26 protein-coding genes are annotated in these 21,642 nt (G+C 41.3%); 11 read left to right on the forward strand and 15 right to left on the reverse strand.

The window, feature by feature from the left end:
* Positions 1–54 precede the first annotated feature (54 nt).
* Positions 55–216: a hypothetical protein gene (locus V7K40_RS00945; RefSeq protein WP_334955949.1), complete on the reverse strand. Its 162-nt coding sequence runs from the start codon at positions 214–216 to the stop codon at positions 55–57.
* 20 nt (positions 217–236) lie between these two features.
* On the reverse strand, positions 237–1,253 hold the full coding sequence (locus tag V7K40_RS00950; protein ID WP_334955950.1) for a sulfate/molybdate ABC transporter ATP-binding protein: 1,017 nt from the start codon (positions 1,251–1,253) through the stop codon (positions 237–239).
* Positions 1,254–1,409: 156 nt separating this feature from the next.
* Here V7K40_RS00950 and V7K40_RS00955 point away from each other — a divergent pair, with 156 nt between their 5' ends.
* From V7K40_RS00955 to chlP, 4 genes are all read left to right on the forward strand, one after another.
* Positions 1,410–1,838 (forward strand): hypothetical protein, encoded by a 429-nt coding sequence (locus tag V7K40_RS00955; RefSeq protein WP_334955951.1) that lies wholly within the window; start codon positions 1,410–1,412, stop codon positions 1,836–1,838.
* Between the two features lie 106 nt (positions 1,839–1,944).
* Positions 1,945–2,637: a hypothetical protein gene (locus tag V7K40_RS00960; protein WP_334955952.1), complete on the forward strand. Its 693-nt coding sequence runs from the start codon at positions 1,945–1,947 to the stop codon at positions 2,635–2,637.
* Positions 2,609–2,842 carry a hypothetical protein gene (locus V7K40_RS00965; protein WP_334955953.1) on the forward strand — a complete coding sequence of 78 codons (234 nt, stop codon included), beginning with the start codon at positions 2,609–2,611 and terminating at the stop codon, positions 2,840–2,842. Before V7K40_RS00960 ends, V7K40_RS00965 begins: the two co-directional genes overlap by 29 nt.
* A gap of 205 nt (positions 2,843–3,047) precedes the next feature.
* Positions 3,048–4,268, forward strand: a complete 1,221-nt coding sequence (gene chlP / locus V7K40_RS00970; protein ID WP_334955954.1) for a geranylgeranyl reductase — start codon at positions 3,048–3,050, stop codon at positions 4,266–4,268.
* A gap of 270 nt (positions 4,269–4,538) precedes the next feature.
* On the opposite strand, the gene V7K40_RS00975 is transcribed toward chlP, so the two are convergent.
* Both V7K40_RS00975 and V7K40_RS00980 read right to left on the reverse strand, forming a co-directional pair.
* Positions 4,539–5,261 (reverse strand): prolyl oligopeptidase family serine peptidase, encoded by a 723-nt coding sequence (locus V7K40_RS00975; protein WP_334956043.1) that lies wholly within the window; start codon positions 5,259–5,261, stop codon positions 4,539–4,541.
* Complete coding sequence (locus tag V7K40_RS00980) at positions 5,246–5,491, reverse strand: hypothetical protein (RefSeq protein WP_334955955.1); 246 nt, start codon at positions 5,489–5,491, stop codon at positions 5,246–5,248. The genes V7K40_RS00975 and V7K40_RS00980 overlap by 16 nt, the downstream gene beginning before the upstream one ends.
* A 193-nt stretch (positions 5,492–5,684) precedes the next feature.
* Between V7K40_RS00980 and V7K40_RS00985 the strand changes: the two genes are divergently transcribed.
* Together V7K40_RS00985 and V7K40_RS00990 are read left to right on the forward strand one after the other, a co-directional pair.
* Complete coding sequence (locus V7K40_RS00985) at positions 5,685–7,055, forward strand: DUF3370 domain-containing protein (protein ID WP_334955956.1); 1,371 nt, start codon at positions 5,685–5,687, stop codon at positions 7,053–7,055.
* Between the two features lie 403 nt (positions 7,056–7,458).
* Complete coding sequence (locus tag V7K40_RS00990) at positions 7,459–8,814, forward strand: pentapeptide repeat-containing protein (protein ID WP_334955957.1); 1,356 nt, start codon at positions 7,459–7,461, stop codon at positions 8,812–8,814.
* A gap of 20 nt (positions 8,815–8,834) precedes the next feature.
* Here the strand turns inward: V7K40_RS00990 and V7K40_RS00995 are convergent, their stop codons facing one another.
* The 6 genes from V7K40_RS00995 to V7K40_RS01020 form a co-directional block, all read right to left on the reverse strand.
* Complete coding sequence (locus V7K40_RS00995) at positions 8,835–9,449, reverse strand: Uma2 family endonuclease (RefSeq protein ID WP_334955958.1); 615 nt, start codon at positions 9,447–9,449, stop codon at positions 8,835–8,837.
* 316 nt (positions 9,450–9,765) lie between these two features.
* Positions 9,766–9,909 (reverse strand): hypothetical protein, encoded by a 144-nt coding sequence (locus tag V7K40_RS01000; protein ID WP_334955959.1) that lies wholly within the window; start codon positions 9,907–9,909, stop codon positions 9,766–9,768.
* Between the two features lie 228 nt (positions 9,910–10,137).
* Complete coding sequence (locus tag V7K40_RS01005) at positions 10,138–10,443, reverse strand: GNAT family N-acetyltransferase (RefSeq protein WP_334955960.1); 306 nt, start codon at positions 10,441–10,443, stop codon at positions 10,138–10,140.
* Positions 10,418–10,660 carry a hypothetical protein gene (locus tag V7K40_RS01010; protein WP_334955961.1) on the reverse strand — a complete coding sequence of 81 codons (243 nt, stop codon included), beginning with the start codon at positions 10,658–10,660 and terminating at the stop codon, positions 10,418–10,420. Before V7K40_RS01010 ends, V7K40_RS01005 begins: the two co-directional genes overlap by 26 nt.
* On the reverse strand, positions 10,657–11,442 hold the full coding sequence (gene map, locus V7K40_RS01015) for a type I methionyl aminopeptidase (protein WP_334955962.1): 786 nt from the start codon (positions 11,440–11,442) through the stop codon (positions 10,657–10,659). Before map ends, V7K40_RS01010 begins: the two co-directional genes overlap by 4 nt.
* Before the next feature lie 20 nt (positions 11,443–11,462).
* On the reverse strand, positions 11,463–12,458 hold the full coding sequence (locus V7K40_RS01020; RefSeq protein WP_334955963.1) for a Gfo/Idh/MocA family oxidoreductase: 996 nt from the start codon (positions 12,456–12,458) through the stop codon (positions 11,463–11,465).
* Positions 12,459–13,023: 565 nt separating this feature from the next.
* Between V7K40_RS01020 and V7K40_RS01025 the strand changes: the two genes are divergently transcribed.
* On the forward strand, positions 13,024–13,323 hold the full coding sequence (locus tag V7K40_RS01025; protein ID WP_273763405.1) for a ferredoxin: 300 nt from the start codon (positions 13,024–13,026) through the stop codon (positions 13,321–13,323).
* Positions 13,324–13,547: 224 nt separating this feature from the next.
* Here the strand turns inward: V7K40_RS01025 and V7K40_RS01030 are convergent, their stop codons facing one another.
* Entirely contained in the window at positions 13,548–15,272 is a 1,725-nt protein-coding gene (locus tag V7K40_RS01030) for a SpoIID/LytB domain-containing protein (RefSeq protein WP_334955964.1), read from the reverse strand.
* Between the two features lie 115 nt (positions 15,273–15,387).
* Here V7K40_RS01030 and V7K40_RS01035 point away from each other — a divergent pair, with 115 nt between their 5' ends.
* The 4 genes from V7K40_RS01035 to V7K40_RS01050 all read left to right on the forward strand — a co-directional run bounded on the left by V7K40_RS01035 (position 15,388) and on the right by V7K40_RS01050 (position 18,357).
* Entirely contained in the window at positions 15,388–15,651 is a 264-nt protein-coding gene (locus V7K40_RS01035) for a sulfiredoxin (RefSeq protein WP_334955965.1), read from the forward strand.
* A 104-nt stretch (positions 15,652–15,755) separates the two neighbouring features.
* Positions 15,756–16,247, forward strand: coding sequence for a Dps family protein (locus V7K40_RS01040; protein ID WP_298916505.1), 492 nt, complete (start codon positions 15,756–15,758; stop codon positions 16,245–16,247).
* A 108-nt stretch (positions 16,248–16,355) separates the two neighbouring features.
* Positions 16,356–17,021 (forward strand): nucleotide exchange factor GrpE, encoded by a 666-nt coding sequence (gene grpE / locus V7K40_RS01045; protein ID WP_334955966.1) that lies wholly within the window; start codon positions 16,356–16,358, stop codon positions 17,019–17,021.
* 1,009 nt (positions 17,022–18,030) lie between these two features.
* Complete coding sequence (locus tag V7K40_RS01050; protein ID WP_334955967.1) at positions 18,031–18,357, forward strand: STAS domain-containing protein; 327 nt, start codon at positions 18,031–18,033, stop codon at positions 18,355–18,357.
* Here V7K40_RS01050 and V7K40_RS01055 read toward each other — a convergent pair whose 3' ends face one another.
* From V7K40_RS01055 to V7K40_RS01070, 4 genes are all read right to left on the reverse strand, one after another.
* Entirely contained in the window at positions 18,358–19,494 is a 1,137-nt protein-coding gene (locus tag V7K40_RS01055; RefSeq protein WP_334955968.1) for a SpoIIE family protein phosphatase, read from the reverse strand.
* 153 nt (positions 19,495–19,647) lie between these two features.
* A complete protein-coding gene (locus tag V7K40_RS01060) occupies positions 19,648–20,415 on the reverse strand; it encodes a DUF1350 family protein (protein ID WP_334955969.1) in 768 nt (255 codons plus the stop codon).
* On the reverse strand, positions 20,390–20,533 hold the full coding sequence (locus V7K40_RS01065) for a hypothetical protein (RefSeq protein WP_334955970.1): 144 nt from the start codon (positions 20,531–20,533) through the stop codon (positions 20,390–20,392). Before V7K40_RS01065 ends, V7K40_RS01060 begins: the two co-directional genes overlap by 26 nt.
* Before the next feature lie 63 nt (positions 20,534–20,596).
* A complete protein-coding gene (locus tag V7K40_RS01070) occupies positions 20,597–21,316 on the reverse strand; it encodes a hypothetical protein (protein WP_334955971.1) in 720 nt (239 codons plus the stop codon).
* Positions 21,317–21,642 lie beyond the last annotated feature (326 nt).

The following is a 21,642-nucleotide window of genomic DNA, read 5'->3' on the forward strand; positions in this document are numbered from 1 at the left end:
CGGTACGATGTAGAAAGTCGAATGTTAGAGGATTAAATAAATCCTCACAATAAATCACTGAAAAGCCAGCGCACCAGCCTCAGCATGATACTGTCCTGGTGCTTGCGTATATCTTTGTGCAACTATCTCATCAGCATCTCCGATTACACAGTTTACTGGTGGATTCGGCAAACATTCTGGCAACGCTTTTTTACTGCAAGCTAAAGCAGCAAGCATAAATAGTTCCACACTGTCAACTAAATTGAATACGACAGTGGGAAGGACTTCGCATCCTTTGGCTTCACATACACTCGCTGTTTCGGTTCTAACTCTAAGTCATTAAAGCGATCGCGTGTTAAATGCGCCGTTACTACTTGTCCATCATCGAAAGTTAATTCCACCTGAATTTCCCAACCCAAGTGTATCAATCGGCTCACTGTTGCAGGTGTAGTAGCACCGTTGGCAACCTTTTCCAAAATCACATCTTGCGGGCGCAAAAATACTTGTGGGTGTGGCGTATCAAACCCGCTACTTTGAAAAATCTTTGAGCTGCTGGGTAATACGTTCACCGGGCCAATGAAGCTCATTACAAATGCGGTGGCAGGATTATCGTAAATTTCTGCTGGTGTCCCCACCTGTTCCACACGCCCTTTATTCATGACCACAACTTCATCGGAGACTTCCATTGCTTCCTCTTGGTCGTGGGTGACGAAAACCGTGGTAACATGAACTTCATCATGGAGGCGGCGTAACCATGCCCGCAAGTCTTTGCGGACTTTAGCATCAAGTGCGCCAAAGGGTTCATCTAGCAGCAATACTTCCGGTTCTACTGCTAGTGCCCTTGCTAATGCTACCCGTTGTCTTTGACCACCAGAAAGTTGTGATGGATAGCGATCGCCTAGTCCAGTCAATTGCACCAATTCTAGTAACTGTTCTACCCTTCCCTTAATCCTCTTTGGCTGTGCCTTACGAATTTCCAAGCCAAAAGCAATATTCTGCCTGACAGTCAAATGCTTAAATAGGGCATAGTGCTGAAACACAAAGCCAATATTCCGCTGTTGCACGCTTTGGTATGTAGCGTCTTTTCCAGTCAGCAGGATTTTGCCGCTATCTGGCATTTCTAAACCTGAAATCAACCGTAGTAGCGTAGATTTACCTGATCCCGATGGCCCGAGCAACGCAACTAGCGAACCACTCTTAATTTCCAGACTGACCTGATCAACTGCCTTGAAACTCCCGAATTGTTTGGAGACGTTCTCAACTACTATGCCCACACTCTACCTCTGCAACTAAATCTACAGATCCTTGCTAGGATTACCGTGTCTTACATATACCATACATAATTATTTATAGATGAACAAGATTTAGCTACCGCAACTGCCGCGATCAAGGAAGCTACAATCAGGAGCAAAGTGTGAGGAGCCTTGGGGTTGAAAAAATTCCCTAACCTGTTTCCCAAAGACTCGCCAAGAATCATCCAAAGATCGCGGCTTGTTCTTAAGCAAGGAAAATGGCGAGAGGTTAGATACAAACGCGAAGAACGCACTGCATCAGGAGTCTATAATTTTATTGTCACTCTAGAAGGAATTGTGTTTATTCGTAGAGCCAGCGCTAAGGTTGCAGATAGAGCAATTGGTCATATAGATTTAGCAAAGGGAGAGGATGTAAAATACGCTGGTCGGCTTTACTTTTCAGGACGCACTAATAGAGGCATCCTCCGCAAGTGGACTAATGAATCTGGACATTATCGACCTGGTGCTGAATCGATGATTAACGCAGATTTACTACCTCAAGAACTTTTTGAGCCAGGTCAATTTAAAAGTCTAATTAGTCTCAATTTAATCCCTGGTAATGATTGAGACAGAACAGCCTCTCCCATGATAGATAGAAGATGGCATTTGGTAATATCGGGGTGTAATTAAATCGGATCATAAATATTATCAGATATTAATAGGTATAAAGAATATGATTAGCCGATTTATTACTGATAAAGATTTTGAAGACCATAAAGTTTTACAAAAGAAGCTGATGAGTTTACCAGAAGAAGCTCAGTTCGATGAGATCAACGCTATCTTAGATCGAGATTCTGTCATTGGTCTAAAGTTAGCTAATGCCATACTGAAGAATAAGAGATACTTTGAGATTCTGCTTGATCGAGGAGTAACAGAAGCAAATGCTAGTGAGGTAGAACTTTGGCTAAAGTATTTACTCCCGCGTCTTGGCTTCCGACATGTTATAGCCATTCTATCTAACAAATTATCAGAAAACCCTCAGGCAGTAGATAAGGCTTCGTACTGGTTGCCTAAATTTTTACCAAAAGGTAATAAGCAAGCTGCAACATTGCTGAAAGAACTTTTGAATAAGAAAAAACAGGTTTTAGGTGAAAATGACAAAGCTGTTAGTCCTTCACGAGAAGTTTATGACTTAATTTTTAGAATCAAGAGTACAGGTGAATATGCAGTTTCTGGGGGAAATATATTGGATAATAAAGGTTATAAAATCATAGCTAAAATTCTCAATCCAAATCCAAAAGATTTATATCTAACAGGTGGATATAGATTAGTATCACCTAGCGAAATAGAGATTATTGACCCCATTAGGGAGAGATTATTTGAATTAGGAGAAACAGATGTTAGGTGGAGAATACAAAGCTGTTAGTCCTTCAGGGCAAGTTTACAAATTAATTTTGAAAATCAAGGCTACAGGTGAATATGCAGTTTTTGGTGGATATCAATTAGGTAGTCAGGGTTCTAAAATAATTGTTGAAATTCTAAATCCAGAAGACTTGTATCCAACTGGTGCAATTAAGGAAGTATCACCAGGTGATATAGAGATTCTCGATCCACAACCTTACAACGATTAATACTAAGGGTAGTAATTGGGTTGAGTTACAAAAATTATACCTGTTAATTTTCTATTAACCAAATTCTCCATTCCCCATCTCGCTTTTCGTATCGAAACATTAAGGAATATTGCATTTAAGCAGAAACCTAAAGGTAAAGCGCCAAATCACTAGAAAGACCGTGGTAGTATGCTCTCGGTAAATGTGAAGATTGGGAGAAAGACCTTTGACACTACGGGTTGCTGTTATTGGGTCAGGCCCTGCTGGTTCATCTGCCGCAGAAACACTGGCAGCCTCTGGGATTGAAACCTACCTGTTTGAGCGGAAGCTAGACAATGCAAAGCCTTGTGGGGGTGCAATTCCTCTATGTATGGTGAGTGAATTTGACTTGCCACCAGAGATTATTGATCGCCGGGTACGGAAGATGAAAATGATTTCGCCTTCCAATCGTGAGGTCGATATCAATCTGATAAATGAAGATGAATATATAGGAATGTGCCGCCGGGAAGTGTTAGATGGCTTTTTGCGCGATCGCGCGGCAAAAGTCGGCGCAAATTTAATTAATGCCACTGTTCATAAACTGGATATACCAGGAAACAATACCGATCCCTATACCATTCATTACATTGACCATACAGAAGGGATATCACAGGGTGTTGCCAAAACTCTGAAGGTGGATCTAATCATTGGGGCAGATGGGGCTAATTCCCGCGTTGCCAAAGAAATGGACGCTGGGGATTACAATTATGCGATCGCTTTCCAAGAGCGAATTCGCTTACCCGAAGACAAAATGGCCTACTATAACGACCTCGCCGAAATGTATGTCGGCGATGACGTTTCTACTGACTTCTACGCTTGGGTTTTCCCCAAATATGACCACGTAGCTGTTGGTACTGGCACAATGCAGGTTAATAAAGCCAGCATCAAACAGTTACAAGCTGGTATCCGCGCCCGTGCTTCGGAGAAACTCGCAGGCGGTAAAATCATCAAAGTAGAAGCCCACCCCATTCCTGAACATCCCCGTCCCCGTCGTGTTGTTGGTCGCATCGCTTTGGTGGGAGATGCTGCTGGTTACGTTACCAAGTCCTCTGGTGAAGGTATTTATTTTGCTGCTAAATCTGGGCGGATGTGTGCCGAAACCATTGTAGAAGCATCTAACAGTGGTAGCCGTATTCCTACAGAAGATGACCTCAAAGTTTATTTGAAGCGTTGGGATAAAAGATACGGACTCACTTACAAGGTGCTGGACATTCTGCAAACTGTGTTCTATCGTTCCAACGCCACCCGCGAGGCGTTTGTGGAAATGTGCGATGACCTCGATGTCCAGCGGCTAACATTCGATAGCTATCTGTATAAGACGGTTGTCCCAGCTAATCCGATCACCCAACTGAAAATTACTGCCAAAACCATTGGTAGTCTAATTCGCGGTAATGCTCTTGCACCTTAACTGAGCGGGGAATACTGGGACTTCCAACAAATAAATTACCCAATTTTGCGGGGTGGAAAGAGGTCTGAGGGGAGGTTTCCGACCATCAGAACTTGAGGGCATACTGTCCACCCTGCTTAACGATAGCATTTGTAAACCATTGGTTTATATATCAGTATTGGCAAGGGGGCAAATGCTCAACATCTAGTCATTTTTTGGGCGAGAAACACACCCTGCGCTTCTCACACTTTTCGGTAATTTGTGAAGTTCGCCAACAGTATCCGTTGATACTCACAACCCATGCTTGTCATACCAAGTAAGATAGCGTTGTAGGCGATCGCGCTGGTAACTCGGCTTGCTAATATCGTGGGATTGCTCAGGATAAATAATCAATTGAGTATCAACCCCTAAACTTTTGAGTGCCTCATACATCTGCTCGGAGTTGTGCAACGGAACAGCAGCATCCCGATCACCACCTAGAAATAGTGTTGGTGTCACAATTCGGTCGGCGTGCAGGAACGGAAAAGAAACTCGTAGCCAAGTATTGAGGTTTTTCCACGGCACGCCCAGTTCCTGTTCGTAGTCATAAACATACTCGTCAGTACCGTATCCTGCCAAAATATTGGAAATGCTAGCTCCACTTACCGCAGCTTTGAAACGGGTATCTTGGGCGATAGTATAGTTTGTTAACATACCACCGTAGCTCCATCCACCTATTCCCAACCGAGATGGATCGGCTATCCCTTGTGCTTCAACGTAGTCAACAGCAGCAAGGACATCTTGAACATCTTTATTTCCCCAGTCAGCGTAAATAGCCTTCGAGAACGCTTCACCCCGTCCCGAACTACCCCGTGGATTAACTGCAACGACAACATAACCTTTTGCAGCAAACAATTGCCAGTTAAACATAAACTCGTTTGTGTACTGCCCGACTGGGCCACCATGAAGCTGAAGGAGTGTTGGGTATTTCTTTCCTGGTTGAAAATTCGGTGGTTTGACTAAGAAACCGTGGATTTGGGTGCCATCTTTACTCTTGAAACTGAATCATTCTTGATATCAGTACTCTTGACCGTATAGACTATCCAGGCTCCATCTTGAGAAATTTGCGGTTCGCTGACTTGGTGGAGAGCAGACAGATCGTCTAGGTTAATCAGCCGCTTAGACGTTGCCTGAACCTTGAGACTCATACTAATCAAAGCAGCGATCGCACCACAAGCTAATGCCAGTTCTCTGAACCTTTTCATTTTTGTTGTAAAAATTACCACGGACGCTTATCTTACATCTGTTAGTCACTCTGGTATCTGTTACTTGCAACTATATTTTATAAACAGTTAGTAAGGGTTTTGGCAAACATCCTCTAACTTGTCACGGATTGCAGGAGGTATAGATTAGGTATGCTGTATTCTTAACTTCAGCGATAAATTGCTTTTTGAATAAATGCTTAATCTTATTTCCTATTTGTTTTTAGCTCAAGCATCGCCTTCTCCTACAACTACACCACAAGAAATCTTTGTTCCCCAACAAACAAGACCTTTAACAGGACATCTTGATGCAGTACCAGTATTTAACAGTAATAACCCAGAAGTAGTTAAGAGTGAAGGAATTCTGCTGTCTACATTTCCTCCCCAAGGCAAAAGAGTGCCCAGCGCCCACTTGAACTTTCCATTTCAGGGACGATTTGATTTATTTTCTCACCATATTGCTAGAGCGATTGAGACTCCAAATGATTTGCGGACTCTTTATTTGGGGGTGATTGTTTACAATCCGAGTGATCGCCCTGCAACTATCAATATATTGCAAGCAGCTAGTTATCTTAGTCAACCTGATGCACCTTTTATCAAACTTCCCGCCATGCAATCAAATAATTCGGGAAACATTTATGCTGGGCCAGGCGATCGCGTGATGAATGATCTGCTGCGAGTCAGACGGCAGTCAGGATGGCCAGCGCAGTTGATAATTCCACCAAAACAAAGCCGGATGTTAATGAATCATCCAATTCCAGTGCGGACTTTAACGCCACCATTGAATGGACGTTCTACATTGTTGCATTTATATAGTGATAGTCCAGTTTATCTGGCGAACCTAGCCATGTTTGCCAAACCCAATCCCGATGGTAGTGAACGAGCGCCCACTTTAGAAGAATGGGAAAACTTGTTAGAAAATGGTGATTTTGCAGGGCCCCGCGAACGTGCCCCCAGTCCTCCCAATCACCTTGAAGGAGCAACAGAAATTTACGGACGGGTAGCGGGGGTAGCTGTTGGCTCTCGTTGGCAAGTACAAGTTACCAACGAAAATAGTTCATACCTGACAATTCCCGAATCAGGACAAGCTTTTTCCTACGGTTTAAGTACCCTTTTGGCAGGCAAAATGGGTACTGGACAAAACCAAACTGCTAAACTAGTAGCGCGTTATCCTGGTACTGCTTACGAAGCTCACGGTAACTACGGCATTGAATACAACATCTCTCTACCATTATTTAACAATACGGATAAGCTACAAACTATAAATGTGCTTTTCCAAACGCCTATCAAAGAAGATCAGTTAAGTAAACCAGGGCTTCGCTTTTTTTCACCACCTGAACCATCTGTCTTTTTCCGAGGTACAGTTCGTATTCGCTACAATGACGATAATGGCTTACCCAGAACCCAATATTGGCATTTAGTTCAACAACGGGGACAAATGGGAGAACCGCTTGCTCAATTAAAAATACTACCCGGCCAGCGACGACTGGTAGAAGTGGATTTTCTCTACCCACCTGATGCTACGCCTCCTCAAATGTTGACAATTCAAACGGTAGACCAAACTTAACAATTCAAAATTAAAGACATTACATAAGGGGATTTAAACCCTGACTGAAACTGCTATATGTAGCAATACGGTTCAGTTAAGCTAGGACTTACGCAAAAATCGCCCAAAAGCTTAATTTGTCGAACCGCCTTCTCTGCGAGAGGCTGACGCCAACGCGCAGCGTCTCGTAGAGAAGAATTCGTAGAGTGTGCGTAAGTCCTATAAACATCTCTTTCTTCTCTCTGCGTCCTCTGCGCCTTGGCGGTTCGTTAAAAAATTGACTTGGATAACAGAGTTTTAGCCTTAACCCAAGCGTATTACTATATGTAGCGCTTCTCAGTTTTATGGAATACAGGTCTTTGGTTTAGTGCAATTTCTGATAAAACAGATGTTGAACTGAATCTGCTGGGGCAAAATAGAAAACATGACAATTGAATCCAATTCCTCTAATCTACCAACCCCAGAACCAGCCCCCGAAAACGATTTGCAACCGGATGACTTTGACGGGAGTGCAACTGAGAACAACCTAAGCTCAGAAGTACTAGCTACACAACAAGCTCTAGCGGCGATCGCATCTTTGAAATCTCCGCAATATACAACTGCTCTACAACAAGCCCATTCCAATCATCTCAACCAACCTACTACCAAGCAATTCCTAGTTAAGCCGAGAGCATTGCTAATTATTTTAATCGCGATCGCCATTACCTTCGTTGGAATTATCCTTAATAACTGGATTATCGGCATTATTGGAACGCTAATAACTTTGCTCTTATCCCTAGCGATATTATTGCCTTGGTTCCAAGAAGTTTTAAACGACTGGTTTTCACCCCAAGAACGCACTTTATTTGTAGCATTTTTGGGATTATTAGTAGCTATTATTGGCTTGATTCGGTTTACAGGTGTAGGCGATTGCTTGCTTGTTTTAGGACACCAGATTAACTGGGACATTGCTGGAACTCTAGCAGATTGGTTTGGTGCTTTGGGGCAAATTTTGATCGCCGTCATCGCCGTTTATGTGGCGTGGCGACAATATGTCATTTCCAAAGACTTGACAATTCAGCAAAACCTGCTGACAGTTCAGCAAAACATTATTACCCAGCAACAGACAATTGATTCCTATTTTCAAGGCGTTTCAGACTTAGTATTAGATCAAGAAGGATTATTAGAAGATTGGCCCCAAGAAAGAGCGATCGCCGAAGGACGCACTGCGGCAATTTTAAGTAGTGTAGATGGCAGTGGTAAAGCAAAAATTCTCCGCTTTCTCTCACGTTCTAAGTTGCTCTCACCCCTAAAACGCGATCGCCTATTAGGTCGAGCCATTCTCGACGGGAGTGGCGGATATGCAGAAGACCGCCTAGAAGGTGTACGTGTCATCGATTTAGGCGTAACGCTAGCCACAGCAGACCTTTCTGGTACTGATTTGCGTTGGACTGACCTGAGCGAAGCTAATCTTGTCCGCGCTAATTTGGCCGGTTGTGACTTAGTAAAAGCCAATCTTTCACGCACAATTTTATATAATGCTAATCTGAGTGGTGCCGACATCAACGGGATTCGCCTATTCTATGGTGTAGTGGATAAAGCATCACCCCGTAGTCGCACTGAACGACCAGATTATCAAACCGGCGAACACACTGGCGCTGTGGTGGAAAATGCTGATTTCAGCAATGTGCAACGGATGTCTGAGTCTGCACGTAACTACTGTTGCACTTGGGGTGGCGAAAAAACCAGAGCTACTATTCCCGGCGGTTGTGAAGGTATCCTTAATAAGTTGGGAAGATAGTTATAAAACTAGATAAATAATTAATTAGCCGCATTAAAAATCTGCTGTGCAGTTAAATTTAATTGGGGAAAGGTAGGTGATGAAATCGCGGTGTTATCTTGAAACAGTGTCATTTGATATTCACCATCAACTAATTCGCATACAAAAATAGTGGGTTGTTTGGGATTGCCAATGAACTTTCTTGCACCTAATGCAGCATAATCAGCAATCCAATATTCGGGAATACCCATTTCTTCATAATCCCTAAGTTTATTGTAGTAATCATCTCGCCAGTTAGTTGAAACAACTTTAATAACTATTGGAACCGATGCTGCCTGGCTTACTGTTGACTGTTTTTGAAAAAGCGGTTCATTGTCGAGATTATCAAGATTTAGTAGCAACACATCAGGCGAATAAGCGGATTCAGCAGAAGGAGTTTTAACCAATGCAGTTTTGGGTATAGTGTAGGGAAGATTCATACGATCAAACTCGACAGTTAGCTTATGGGCTATAAATCCTACAACTTTTTCATGCGAATCGGTCGGAGGCGGCATTTCAATAATTACTCCTTTGTGCAATTCATAGCGTTTTCCATCGTTGGGATACCATTCTATAAATTCATTGAAGGTGAATAATTTGGGCAACGCTTGGGTCATAATCCTACCTTTATATATGTTTTACTTTATCATGGAATAAATTTTGATTTTTAGTTGACAAAATTTGCACTTCTATTTTTTATTACCTTTAAGTAGTGTAAATATTTATCCCCAAATAGCGCCATGTGTTCCTCAATCTATAACTTTAGCGATTTGTGATAAATATCTGTTCTGCGATCAAATTCCAGTCTGGAAATGTTTGGGATATGAGGCGTTCTGTTACCCTAAACTGTTGTCCTTGATAAGTTTCATCGACTAACTGATAAATTGCGCTCGCAGGTTCTTTGGATAGATTAATTATGTATACTCTATTCTTCTAAAAAAAATCGTCATCCTCTAATTGAGCATCATATTGCTTATATCCTTCTTCTAATTGAGGATAATGCATTGCTCGTTCTAAAGGTAAAGTAAATTTTTTGCTGACTAATTCAAAAATATTTAAAGTAGCATCTATATTCATTTGAAATAACTCCTAATTACCTAAATATATTCAGTTACAAGTGTTGTATTTTTTTGATATTGATAGGTTAAAGATTACACATCTCGAAACTAGATCAAACAAAACTATATCAATACTCCTTTATATCAACCATATAAGCCAAATACCCTCGTTCCACTGGTAAGGTGTTCTTCAGGTGCTTTTAGCTCAATAGAAAGCTTAAAAACTTTCTGTTAGTCTTATAAGCCCTTATAAAGAGCGTTGCCAAGGTGAACTAAACTGGTGATAACCGACATCTTGGAATGCTCTAATCATGGGTGTGTTCAAAATGTCTGTGTCACAAAATACACGCCAAACACCAATTTTTTGAAGAAGGTAGGTAGCTTGGCACAGGAGGTCGTAAATGTAACGCTTCCCTCGCTGTTTGGGTACAACACCAATATAGTAAATTGTGCTTTCTTCTAGATTATCTTTGCGACACCCACGATATAGTACTGGTTGGATAAATCCTACTACTTCACCCGTACTGTTATAGTTGCCACCATTGTGGTTCATAATCAAAATCTTTGCTTGCTTGTACGATGAATTCCGAGGCTGCCTTATCTGCTCCCAATTCTCTAACTACCTTTTGATCGCTTCGGTCTAACGAGGAACTCACAGCACAGCTGACCGCAACATCGTTGAGCGAACGAAATATCAATCTTTGAGGAACTGGGATTGCTGGTTTTGGTTCCTCCCAAACGAAAGGAATTTTTTCATAGTATGTTGTCATACACTCCAGTAATTCTCGCCTTCAGGTAGGGTGAGGATTTCAACGCCGTCTTCAGTTACAGCTAAAGTATGCTCACATTGAGCAGAAAGCTTGCGATCGCGCGTTACCGCAGTCCACTTATCGCTAAGAACCTCGACTTCGTAAGTGCCTTCGTTAATCATTGGCTCAATGGTAAAAACCATCCCTGGTCTGAGGCGCTTGCCCTTACCACGTGTGCCATAGTGGGGAACATCTGGCGCAGTATGGAAAACGTTACTGATGCCGTGTCCAACGAAATCTCGCACTACAGAAAAGCCTTGTCCTTCAGCATACTCTTGAATAGCTGCACCAATGTCGCCAATGCGTCCCCCAGGTTTAACTTCAGCAATACCCAGGCGCAAACATTCCTCTGTCACTTCAACTAGCTTTCTCGTTTTAGGCGAAGGAGTACCGACGAAGAATGTCTTGGATGTATCGCCGTGATAACCCTCAACAATCGGCGTTACATCAATATTAATAATGTCACCTTCCTTAAGAATTTGCTTGGCATTGGGAATGCCGTGACAGATTACCTCATTTACACTGGTGCAAATCGATTTTGGATAACCCTTATAACCAAGGGGTGCGCTTTTTGCTCCATGAGCTTGTGTCCAACGTTCGGCTTCATCATTTAGTTCAAGAGTGCTAACCCCTGGCTTCACGAATGGTTCGAGATGCTGGAGAAGTTTAGCTGCTAAACGCCCAGCTTGACGCATTTTGTCTAATTCTCGTTGGGATAAAATAACAATTAGTTCGGTTTTCATTAACTTTTATCTAGATATCTTTACATAAACATAGTTAACCCTGTCTGTGCAGCTCTTTGTGCAGCATCAGCAACCTTTAGGCTATACAAGCTCTCCTCTGGAGTAACGTACAAAGGAGTACCATCAAAAAGATGGTCTAAAACCATACTCGTGTCTTTGGCGAACAAACCCCGGCGAGGGCCAACCTCTATAGGTGTTGTTTCCCCTGGCTGGATGAAAATTCCGGTGTCACCATCAAAAATTAAACCACCTTTTTCTCCGTGAACTTCAAACTTGCGTTCTGATTGCCAAATAGTTTCACCTTTGCCATAGACTACTTGGGCTAAAAGTCCACTGGTAAAGTAGAGTTGACTAGTGCAGAAACAAGTTTGGTAATATTCCAGTTCTATTTCCCAATATCGCTGGTGACAGTTAACAGTAAATACTTTACCAAATAAATCGGTGAGACGATGTAGGCGAGACAGGGCACCAATTAAGGGAAAGCCGAAAAGCTCGTGGTTATAAGTCCATTTGCGGGGTGCAGGATTCTGGGGATTGATGGTGCTGTAGCGAACATAAAACACCTCACCAATTTTGGCTAAGTTTTGCTTTAGGGCTTGATGCAAACCACCCAAAAGTTCTAGGTGTTCAACGTGCAGGAGTTTTTGCTGTGCTTTGGCTAAGGCAATCAGTTCCTCAGCTTCTACTACATCCAACGAAAGAGGATATTCTACAACCACATGTTTGCTGTTGGTAAGTGCTGCACGAGCGATCGCCCCATGATCTCGATTAATAGTGGAAATTATTACTAAATCTATATCATCCCGCTTTACTAGCTCTTGCCAAGAACTCAAAGCTTCAATCTGGTACTCTCTGGCAAAAGCTTCTGTTTTTTCTGCGGTATGACCAACAACTGCTATTAACTGCGATCGCTCATCATGGAGCAATGCCTCAGTGCGAAACTTTGCCGCATACCCAGTACCTACCAAACCTACACGCACTCTTGCTTTTTCCAAAGCTGCTTCTGAATTATACATGATCCTCCTAATTCTATTTTCGATCCTCCCACACTTCTAGTGGTGGGATTCTTTTTTCATTCCCTAAAACAAAGGCACTGTTTCCAAGCGCCTAAGGCAAAAAATCAGGTGATTAAAAAATCTGATTGGATAATTCTCAGGGCGATAGCGAACGCGAACAGCGTCTTCCACAGAAGCACGGAATGCACTTAAATTTTCGGAGTTGTTGCAGGAATTTTTTGATTACCAACTTACCCAAATTTCTTGAGCATTCTCTTGACAAAAATCATCTTTTATGAAAATCATAACTTTTAATTAATATTAATTTTAATAATTATTTATTAACTTTAAGATAGTTTTTTATTATCATAGGCTGACTACGGCAGTAAATATATTAATAAAACTTATCTGGATTAAGCAACTAAATTTCATTACTAATCGGGTTCAATTTCCAGTTACATCGTTTAATTTTTCTCTTAGTATCAGAATTGAAGCAAATTTAAACTAGCGGCTAATCCCACAGAACAGCCGTGACCTTTGCCTTAGAATAACTTATACTGCCGTTTCCAAAAGAGAGGATTATTCAATGGCTACTTTTAAAGTGACACTAATCAACGAGTCCGAAGGGCTGAACAAAACACTTGACGTTGAGGACGACACCTATATTCTAGACGCTGCTGAAGAAGCTGGTCTTGACCTGCCCTACTCTTGCCGCGCTGGTGCTTGCTCGACCTGTGCAGGTAAACTCTTAAAGGGTACCGTTGATCAGGGTGACCAGTCATTCTTAGATGACGATCAAATAGAAGCTGGATATGTACTGACCTGTGTCGCTTACCCAACCTCTGACGTGACAATCGAAACTCACAAAGAAGAAGAACTCTATTAAGAGTTAGGAACCTCAACAATAAACCTCTTGCAAGAGTTAATGATGTTGACAAAATAGAAGCAGGGCAGCTAGGATCAACACCCTTCTAGTGCCGTGTGTACATCTTAAAACGACTTTGACAAAAAGCCTAATTTCGTGTTAAGCAGGAACACAAAATTTCCTGTATTCCTGCTTAATTTTTCAATATGGAGTTTCCCCTCTGCGACTGCCTCTGGCCTCTTTTGTTAAAGCTTAATTTCTTTACTAAGAATTTTAATCTGAGTACCAGGATAATAGAATTGGAGAATTTTTGGACTCGACCAACCTAGTTTTGCTAAATTTTGAGCGCCAGTTTGACTCAAGCCGACTCCATGTCCTAATCCACCACCAATAAAAGCGTATCCCCACAGTTCTGGTTTGCCTTTATTTAGAGGTTCTATATAAAAAAGCGTACTTATAGGAGCAGCAAAGGCACTGCGAACTTCGTCTTTGTGGAGAATAAAGGTGCTGTTATCGGTTTTAACTGCGAGTTCAAGGATGCGTCCACTCTGGCTTCGCTTCACTACTGCCATAGCCTGAATTGTCTTAAATTTGGCATAGGGACTGTTTTTCACCTGCAAAAATTTCTGCAAGTCCTTGATAATATCCTTTAAAGGGGTTTCCTTGTGCCAACGAAACATATCCCACTTGCTTTCATTAAATCCTTGTTGGATATTAATAAATTTCTGGAAGTTATTTTCATCTGCCAAACTCTGCTTAGACAAGTTCCAAAAATTAGTCGCAGCATCTAGTACAGGGCGCAGATAGGGACGATCATCGCCATTCCAGACATCGCTGAAGGAGGCGGTAACACCACCAGTGGTGGAAGAATACAGGGCATCTACTAGTTCGTTTTTATAAGTTACTACCTTACCTCTGGTGGAGGCGATCGCTCGGTCTGTTTTGGCAGCAGCTCCATTTAGCCCATAATAAACTTGGCAATGAGTATCAGCACACAACTGATAGTTATCTGCAACAAACCTGCGTAAATTTCTCAACGCATAAGTCCGGGCGATAATTGCTTGGGCTTCTAGCGCCGCTGTTGGTGCATCTGTACCTATTTCATAAGGCAGAACCCCACGCAAATAAGTTTCTAAGGGTACTTGGTTAACTAGAGTGTATGTGCCGTATGCATTTGGCTGCAAATTTAATCGTCCAGCATAAAGACGAGCAAACTCCTGTTTTTCACTTTTATTCACCCGAATCAAGTTTTTATCAGTGCTGATTTCCAAATCATTTGGGCTATAGCGTTTACCATCCACCACCCAACTAACTCGCGGCACTTGTTTAACAATCTTAGTATCAAGATATACTTTTTGTTTGGTAGAAGCTTGGATGTTCTGCAATAACAAGCGTCGCAGTAAAGGAGTGCTATAAACATCTCGTTTCGCCCAAACCTGCCAGCGTTCTGGCTGGGCTATTTCCACTTCCATTCCCTGAGAACGCCATTTATTAGCACTGTCTTCCGCAGTTTCAAAGGTACGATATGTGCCTAAAACTACCACTTCTTCAACTGCTGACTGGGGTAAAGCTTGCATGACTGTTTCCAGCTTTACAGGTTTATTGGTAACCAGCACTTGCTGCTTGTTGTCTGCTTGAAATTTTAGCTTTAAGCGATCGCCTTTTGTGGGTTCCAGTTGCAGCTTGGCTGTGGGTTGTGAGCCAAATCGCTGCACAATCCCTATTTTCAGTTCCATACCCTGGATGTTACTCTCAGGCCCTGATGCAGCAGTTAGTCCCAATAGACAAAATGTGGCCAGTACAGTGTGGGAAAAACGCCAAAGCGAAAATTTCATGGCTACCTGATGGCGAAGCGATAGCGAGTCTTCTCCCAAGGGGAGACGCCAAAGGCGAACGAGCGTCTTCTGCCCCCTAATGCGGTGTTGGAGCTGATTTTCCAATTGCTTTGTAGTGCGGTTTTTTTGTCGCATGAGTGCTCCAATGATACCATTACCAGTTTTGCCCCAAATACTAGTTGCAAAACAAAGTCATAATGACTATGATTTATTTAAAGACATAAAACAGAACTAGTTGGATAAACTTTTTATGGTTAGAGTCCAAGAAATTCCATTGAATCAGATAAAACGGCCGTTGCCCCGTGCAAACGATCCAAATAAAGTGCAAGCCTTAATGGAATCGATTGCGGAGATTGGGCAGCAAGAACCTATTGATGTCCTAGAAGTAGATGGACAATATTATGGCTTCTCTGGTTGCCATCGGTATGAAGCTTGCCAGCGTTTAGGCAAAGAAACCGTTTTAGCCAGAGTCCGTAAAGCACCCCACAGCGTTTTGAAGATGCACTTGGCATAGAGACTTGAGTTTGGGGCAGGGGGCATGGGGCATGGAGACTTAATTTTCTTGCCAATGCTCAATGCCCAATCCCCAATTACATATAACCTAATTAGGAAAAAATTATGTCATCGAAAGTAACAGTCAAAAATGTAAATATCGGCATTGACGAGCCAAGTAGGGCTAAAATTGCCGAGGGTTTATCTCGCCTGTTAGCTGACACTTATACACTGTATCTGAAAACTCATAACTTCCATTGGAATGTAACCGGGCCGATGTTCCAAACATTGCATTTGATGTTTGAGACCCAGTATACAGAATTAGCCTTAGCAGTTGATTTAATAGCCGAGAGAATTAGAGCGCTTGGCTATCCTGCACCTGGAACCTACAGCGAATATGCCAAACTGAGTTCGATTCCAGAAACTCCCGGAGTTCCTAAAGCTGTGGAGATGATTCGCTTACTAGTGGAAGGACAAGAAGCCGTAGTCAGAACTGCACGGTCTATTTTCCCCGTAGTAGAGGAAGTTAACGACGAACCTACTGCCGATTTATTGACTCAGCGGATGCAAGTACATGAAAAGACAGCTTGGATGTTGAGAAGTTTACTGGAAGAATAGGAATGGGGCATAGGGCATAGGGCACAGGGAATAGGGAATAGAGAAAAACTTAATCGCCAATGTTCAATGCCCAATGCCTAATGCCCAATACCCAATACCCAATACCCAATGCCCAATGCCCAATGCCCAATACCCAATACTCAAAAGTTGCAAGATTTAATGCAACAGGTGGGTATTTCTAGTTTTAAAGCGCTGAGTCGCGCTGCTGGTGTCTCAGAGCGTCAACTTTTGCGGTTACGCCAAGGAAAGCTAGAGCAGATACGGGTAGAAGTGCTGCTCAAGTTGTCGCCAGTGCTACAGATGCCCTTGAGTGAATTAGTCACAACTTTTTCAACTGTAGAGTTATTACAAGAGAAAATAGCGCCCACTCAGGAATTGTTACAACAGATTGCAGATTTAAGAACAGAGTATGATCGCTCACAGCAACAAATAGAACAACAGCAAGAAATATTACTACAAGAACTCCAGCAGTCAAGTTTGCAACTGCTAGAGTCTTTATTATTGCAATGGCCAACGGCAGCACAGAAAGCGCAAGAAAATCCCCAGCTAGCAGCAGTCAAAATAGTACCGTTGGTGCAGAAACCCCTGGAAAAGCTTTTACAGGCGTGGGGAGTGGAAGCGATCGCACCCGTGGGAGCAGAATTACCTTATGACCCCCAACTGCACCAATTGATGGAGGGTAAAGCACAACCTGGGGAAAAAGTCAAGGTTCGCTACACTGGCTACCTTCAAGGTGAAAAGCTGCTTTACAGAGCCAAAGTCAGTGCTGTTTGAGGGAGTTAGGAATTAGTTAGTAAGGGGTTAGAAATTCATAACTCTTTACTTTTTGTGTTATCTGTTGATAAATGAGAGATATTGGGAATACTAAAATAGCTGAGGCGATGACCTCTGAGAACTTCTGTTAGAGCGTTGGTGTGCGTTTGAGCTTGCTTGGCGCTGTTGAAAGCGAAATTTTTGGCTCTAGAGCGGTAGTCCAGAGGTAAATTATTTCAATTATGTAAGTAATTGGACATAAATAAATCTAGATCCTAGTTACTATCATAAATACTCAGTAGTCAAGAAATGGTTATATGTACTAATGATTCTGATGTGAAACCCCGATAGTTGAGTAATTTTCATAGTATTTTTGCTTATAGTGCTGAATTGGAGGCTAGAGACTGGGAAAATTTGGTGGGTGATGCAGATCCGCCGCCAAATTGGAGAATAATCTATACACCCAGTATCCAGGCAGAGGAACGCCGCTGCTAGACTCGGTTTAGCTACACTATCGCTGTAACCCCTTGAATTTTGAATTGTTTAATTACGGCTATCATCATGAGGTTTATTCGAGAATCTCAGTTTTGCAAAAATATTTAGTAAATAATCTGAAAAGCAGTAACTTCAGGTTGTAGATCAGTACATACCTACATTAATCAGATGCAAGCAAGTTGGCGTTAAAAATCAACATCTGCGACAAAACATCAAAAGCAAACAGCTTATAAATCGGTCATTCCAACATTTTTACAAAACGAAACATATATAATTTTTATCGTGCTGACTCACTTACCTGGTTTATTTCTAATTGGTATGTTACTAGTAGGAAAGCTATACTTAGTTAAGTTAATATGTTTTTTGTAATTCCAAAAAACTCAGATTAAAATATTTATAATTAATCTTTCTCTATGATGATTAATTATTAATGATTACTCAATATGTAATCTTAGCTTTTATTTCACAAGCATTTTTAAATGTTATATAATGGCGAAATAAGAGCATCATTTACACAAATCAGCGTGACATAATTATGAGAGAAGAAGTAAAAGTTATTAAGCTCACTGGTAATTTAAACGCCACAACTTCACAAGACTTTCGACAAAATATCACTAATATTCTAGAAACTGGTGCGAAAATTGTGTTAGTTGATTTTAAAGATGTAACATTTATGGATAGTTCAGGTTTGGGAGCTTTAGTCTTAGCTTTCAAAACCCTGCGAGCAGCAGATAGTAAGCTTGTTCTTTGCTCAATTAGTGAGCAAGTCAGGATATTATTTGAACTGACTAATATGGATAAAGTATTTGAAATATTCCCCAATCAAGACGCATTTAATCAAGTTTTAGTCTCCAAGACGTAATTAATCAAACTTCATTTGCAAAATAGATAAATCATCATCAAAAGCATCTTTGGAGTTCAGAGCGATTAAATAACTCAGTACGTGATCAAGTTGGCCATCAACAGGATGTTGTAAGCTAACTAGTAGCTGAATAAAAGCATCCAAACTCCAAAGTATGCCATCTGATTTAGTTATTTCATAAGCGCCATCACTAAAAATATAAAGGGTACTGAATTTTTCAATATCGCAAAACCCGTCAACATATTTTGCCTCTGGAAACATGCCAACTGGCATACCGGGGGTTTTCAAAAGTTTAACTTCAGACTTTCTGGGAGATGTGCCGGTTACTAAAACTGCTGGTGGATGACCTGCACTAGCATAAATTAACTGGCGGTTGATTCGATTGTAAACTCCATACCAAATCGTAAAGTATTTGTCATTTTGATAATTCATCTGAAAAGTATCATTCAAAGCCTTTAATACATCGCTAGGTTGATAATAATTTAGACTTTTGAGCGCACGGGAACGCAGCAGATTTAGGACTGAAACAGAGGGAAGAGTAGCTTTGAGTCCATGTCCGGCAGTATCGAGTAAGTAAATTGCCAAATAATCAGCATCGAGCCAATAGTAATCGAAGCAGTCACCACCAAGTTGCCGCGAGGGAATGAATCGGAAATTTATGTTGAAGGGTTCCGTCATGGAAAGAGGCAGTAGCGATCGCACATATTCTGCGGCTTCTGACATTTCTGATTCTAAAAGCAACTTTTGAGCCTGCAAATCTCTACTCAACTGATGCAGGCGTAATCCCGCTCTTACCCGTGCTTGTAATTCATTGTGCTCAATAGGTTTGGAGATAAAATCATCAGCACCAGCATCTAGACCTTTGACGCAATCGGCAACGGAATCTAAGGATGTTAATAAAATAAAGAATGTAGTATAAAATTTTGGGTCTGCCTTAATGCGGTGGCAAACTTCCAGTCCAGTCAATCCTGGCATGATCCAATCACAAATAATTAGTGCTGGACGGTAAGACAGTGCCTTTTCTATTCCTTCCTCGCCGCTACTGGCAGTAACTACCTCATAACCCTGTTTTTCTAACATCCTTTTCAGGAGTATTTTTATTGAATAGTCGTCATCAATTATTAGTATTTGAAACATAGAAATTTATAGGGAACACCATTAATAACTTGCTGTTAAAATAGAATATAAAAATATGGTATGGGCTAATAAATTAGTAGTATCTATATATAGATACTACTAACTCATTTATATTTTTCCGTCGAATTCATGAATTTTTAACGTCATAAAACATTATGGGGGGGCAAGAGGATTCACCCACAATAGGATGGAACTTTTTAGCTGGTTTAAATCGCGGTATGCTTCTTGCTTGAACCATTGCCCTAAGGCATCAAAGGGGGTGAAAGATGTTCCAGTTTGCCATTTAATGTCTTGACCTAAAGGTGTTGTGTGAGTTCCTGGTAAGGTCTGTGCTGTCACCATCTCATCAAAACGTTCTTGTAGGATTTTGGTTAAAGCTGCTGATTGATCAATGGTGTCATTGCTAAATTTTATTAATAAATTGCGCCGGATATTGTAACGCTCTTGGACAAGCTTATTGGTTTCCAACGGTGAGGGGGTAAACTCGATTGCAAAAGTAGAATTGAATTGTTCTACTAAGGGAATAGCTTCTTTAGCAGCGTAGTTGTTGAAGGATATTAAAATATTGCCTGCACGTTCTACTTGAAAGAGGCTACCAATCAGTAAGTGAAGTTTGCAGCCCATACTGTGTCCAACGCCGTAGATGGGGAAGTAAAGCTTGCGTAATGCCCCAGAATCATGTAAGCGTTCGAGGGTGCGGTCAAAGTTTAACAGCACGGATTTTGCGATCGCAGTATGATCCAATGTATTGACAAAAGGCGTAGCAATTACAACATAACCTTTACTTGCAAGTTGTTCGAGCAACCAGCGATAAGTGATGTGCGGTGCAGTGGCGACAAATGCACCTCCTAAAAAATGGATGATCCCTATGGGATTTCGGGGAATGATTACCCAGTTACCTCTGACTTCTTTCCAGTCCATGCCAATGAGCGATCGCTTTAGGAATATTCTTTATGTTAGACCGGGGATCGTAACCGTGGGAAGGATTATCTAAAAAGCCATTGAGGATATCTGGCAAAGATATTGTAAACCAACCCACCCAGCAGCATCTACGCGCTTTCCAACTCACTTCTGTTACGCAGGTTCGCCCTGAGTATTGGTTTTAACGCTGAGTCTGTAATCTTTTCATTTCGTGTTGCACATCTAATGCAATCTGTAATGCTTCATTGAGTAACCTTCCATGCTCAGTAGCCTGTTCATTTACTTGCATGGCTGTTAAAGTTGCTAAATTGTTGACGAATAGCTCTGTATTACTAAGGATAAAGCTCTTATTTTCTCTCAAAATCTTTTCTGTTTTCAAAGCGCGAATTAAATCGGCTTTGGTGAGCTTAAGCGCTGCCACAACATTCTCTCTTTCTTTTATAAGTACTTCTGGATTACCAGCTTCTTCTATTTGGTCATTGATATCTATTGCTCTAATAACAGTATTATATCTTTCAACATCAGTTAACAGGATTTGCAGAGAATTTGTCATGTTTATTTTGACAACTTTGCTTTTCCTTCTCCATATTAAATATAAGATAGTTTGCGTAAGACCGCCAATCCAAAGGCCTAAGATAATTAATACTATCCAGGATGGAATTGTTATCCATGATAAGAAGATTTTTATAATTATATCAAATAAAATATAGCCAAACACAAATGTAGCAAACCCAATAAAAATTACAGTTGCTCCTTCCGAACTTTTAATTTTTTGGATGTATAGTTTTGCTAATTTTTGAAGAGGATTTGTAATGATTAAAAGTTGATCATTGACAGGTAAATTAGTCAGCTTTTGCAGTTCATCCTGACTAATTTCCAAGCCCTGTAAATCATCCCGCACAGCTTTTTAATCCTTGCCAGAATAGTTATTTAATCTAATATAGCAATCAAATTTCTAGAATGCTGGTATTTTGTCTAAACTTTTTTAAGCAAGTTAATGTTTTTAGGCAATGTCAAAAGTTTTTGTACAATATGATACTCTTTTGCTAAGACAACTATTTGTACTACAGCAATCCTATTTGAGTTGTGAAAATTATCGTAGACGCGCAGCGGCTTGCCACAGGCTACCGCCATCTCTGCGAGAGACTTCCGCCAACGCGTAGCGTCTCCAAGAGTTGCCGCCAACTCTTGGAGACGCTACGTGAACGCGTTATGTTCAAATAAATT

This window comes from Nostoc sp. (assembly GCF_036917195.1).
GTDB lineage: Bacteria > Cyanobacteriota > Cyanobacteriia > Cyanobacteriales > Nostocaceae > Nostoc.

Bases quoted from the DNA above. Each gene is read 5' to 3' on its own strand.
- V7K40_RS00945 (WP_334955949.1), bottom strand. From the start codon at position 216: ATGCTTGCTGCTTTAGCTTGCAGTAAAAAAGCGTTGCCAGAATGTTTG.
- V7K40_RS00960 (WP_334955952.1), top strand. From the start codon at position 1,945: ATGATTAGCCGATTTATTACTGATAAAGATTTTGAAGACCATAAAGTT.
- V7K40_RS00965 (WP_334955953.1), top strand. From the start codon at position 2,609: ATGTTAGGTGGAGAATACAAAGCTGTTAGTCCTTCAGGGCAAGTTTAC.
- V7K40_RS00980 (WP_334955955.1), bottom strand. From the start codon at position 5,491: ATGAAAAGGTTCAGAGAACTGGCATTAGCTTGTGGTGCGATCGCTGCT.
- V7K40_RS00985 (WP_334955956.1), top strand. From the start codon at position 5,685: ATGCTTAATCTTATTTCCTATTTGTTTTTAGCTCAAGCATCGCCTTCT.
- V7K40_RS00990 (WP_334955957.1), top strand. From the start codon at position 7,459: ATGACAATTGAATCCAATTCCTCTAATCTACCAACCCCAGAACCAGCC.
- V7K40_RS00995 (WP_334955958.1), bottom strand. From the start codon at position 9,449: ATGACCCAAGCGTTGCCCAAATTATTCACCTTCAATGAATTTATAGAA.
- V7K40_RS01000 (WP_334955959.1), bottom strand. From the start codon at position 9,909: ATGAATATAGATGCTACTTTAAATATTTTTGAATTAGTCAGCAAAAAA.
- V7K40_RS01005 (WP_334955960.1), bottom strand. From the start codon at position 10,443: ATGAACCACAATGGTGGCAACTATAACAGTACGGGTGAAGTAGTAGGA.
- V7K40_RS01010 (WP_334955961.1), bottom strand. From the start codon at position 10,660: ATGACAACATACTATGAAAAAATTCCTTTCGTTTGGGAGGAACCAAAA.
- map (WP_334955962.1), bottom strand. From the start codon at position 11,442: ATGAAAACCGAACTAATTGTTATTTTATCCCAACGAGAATTAGACAAA.
- V7K40_RS01020 (WP_334955963.1), bottom strand. From the start codon at position 12,458: ATGTATAATTCAGAAGCAGCTTTGGAAAAAGCAAGAGTGCGTGTAGGT.
- V7K40_RS01025 (WP_273763405.1), top strand. From the start codon at position 13,024: ATGGCTACTTTTAAAGTGACACTAATCAACGAGTCCGAAGGGCTGAAC.
- V7K40_RS01030 (WP_334955964.1), bottom strand. From the start codon at position 15,272: ATGCGACAAAAAAACCGCACTACAAAGCAATTGGAAAATCAGCTCCAA.
- V7K40_RS01035 (WP_334955965.1), top strand. From the start codon at position 15,388: ATGGTTAGAGTCCAAGAAATTCCATTGAATCAGATAAAACGGCCGTTG.
- V7K40_RS01040 (WP_298916505.1), top strand. From the start codon at position 15,756: ATGTCATCGAAAGTAACAGTCAAAAATGTAAATATCGGCATTGACGAG.
- grpE (WP_334955966.1), top strand. From the start codon at position 16,356: ATGCCCAATGCCCAATGCCCAATACCCAATACTCAAAAGTTGCAAGAT.
- V7K40_RS01050 (WP_334955967.1), top strand. From the start codon at position 18,031: ATGAGAGAAGAAGTAAAAGTTATTAAGCTCACTGGTAATTTAAACGCC.
- V7K40_RS01055 (WP_334955968.1), bottom strand. From the start codon at position 19,494: ATGTTTCAAATACTAATAATTGATGACGACTATTCAATAAAAATACTC.
- V7K40_RS01060 (WP_334955969.1), bottom strand. From the start codon at position 20,415: ATGGACTGGAAAGAAGTCAGAGGTAACTGGGTAATCATTCCCCGAAAT.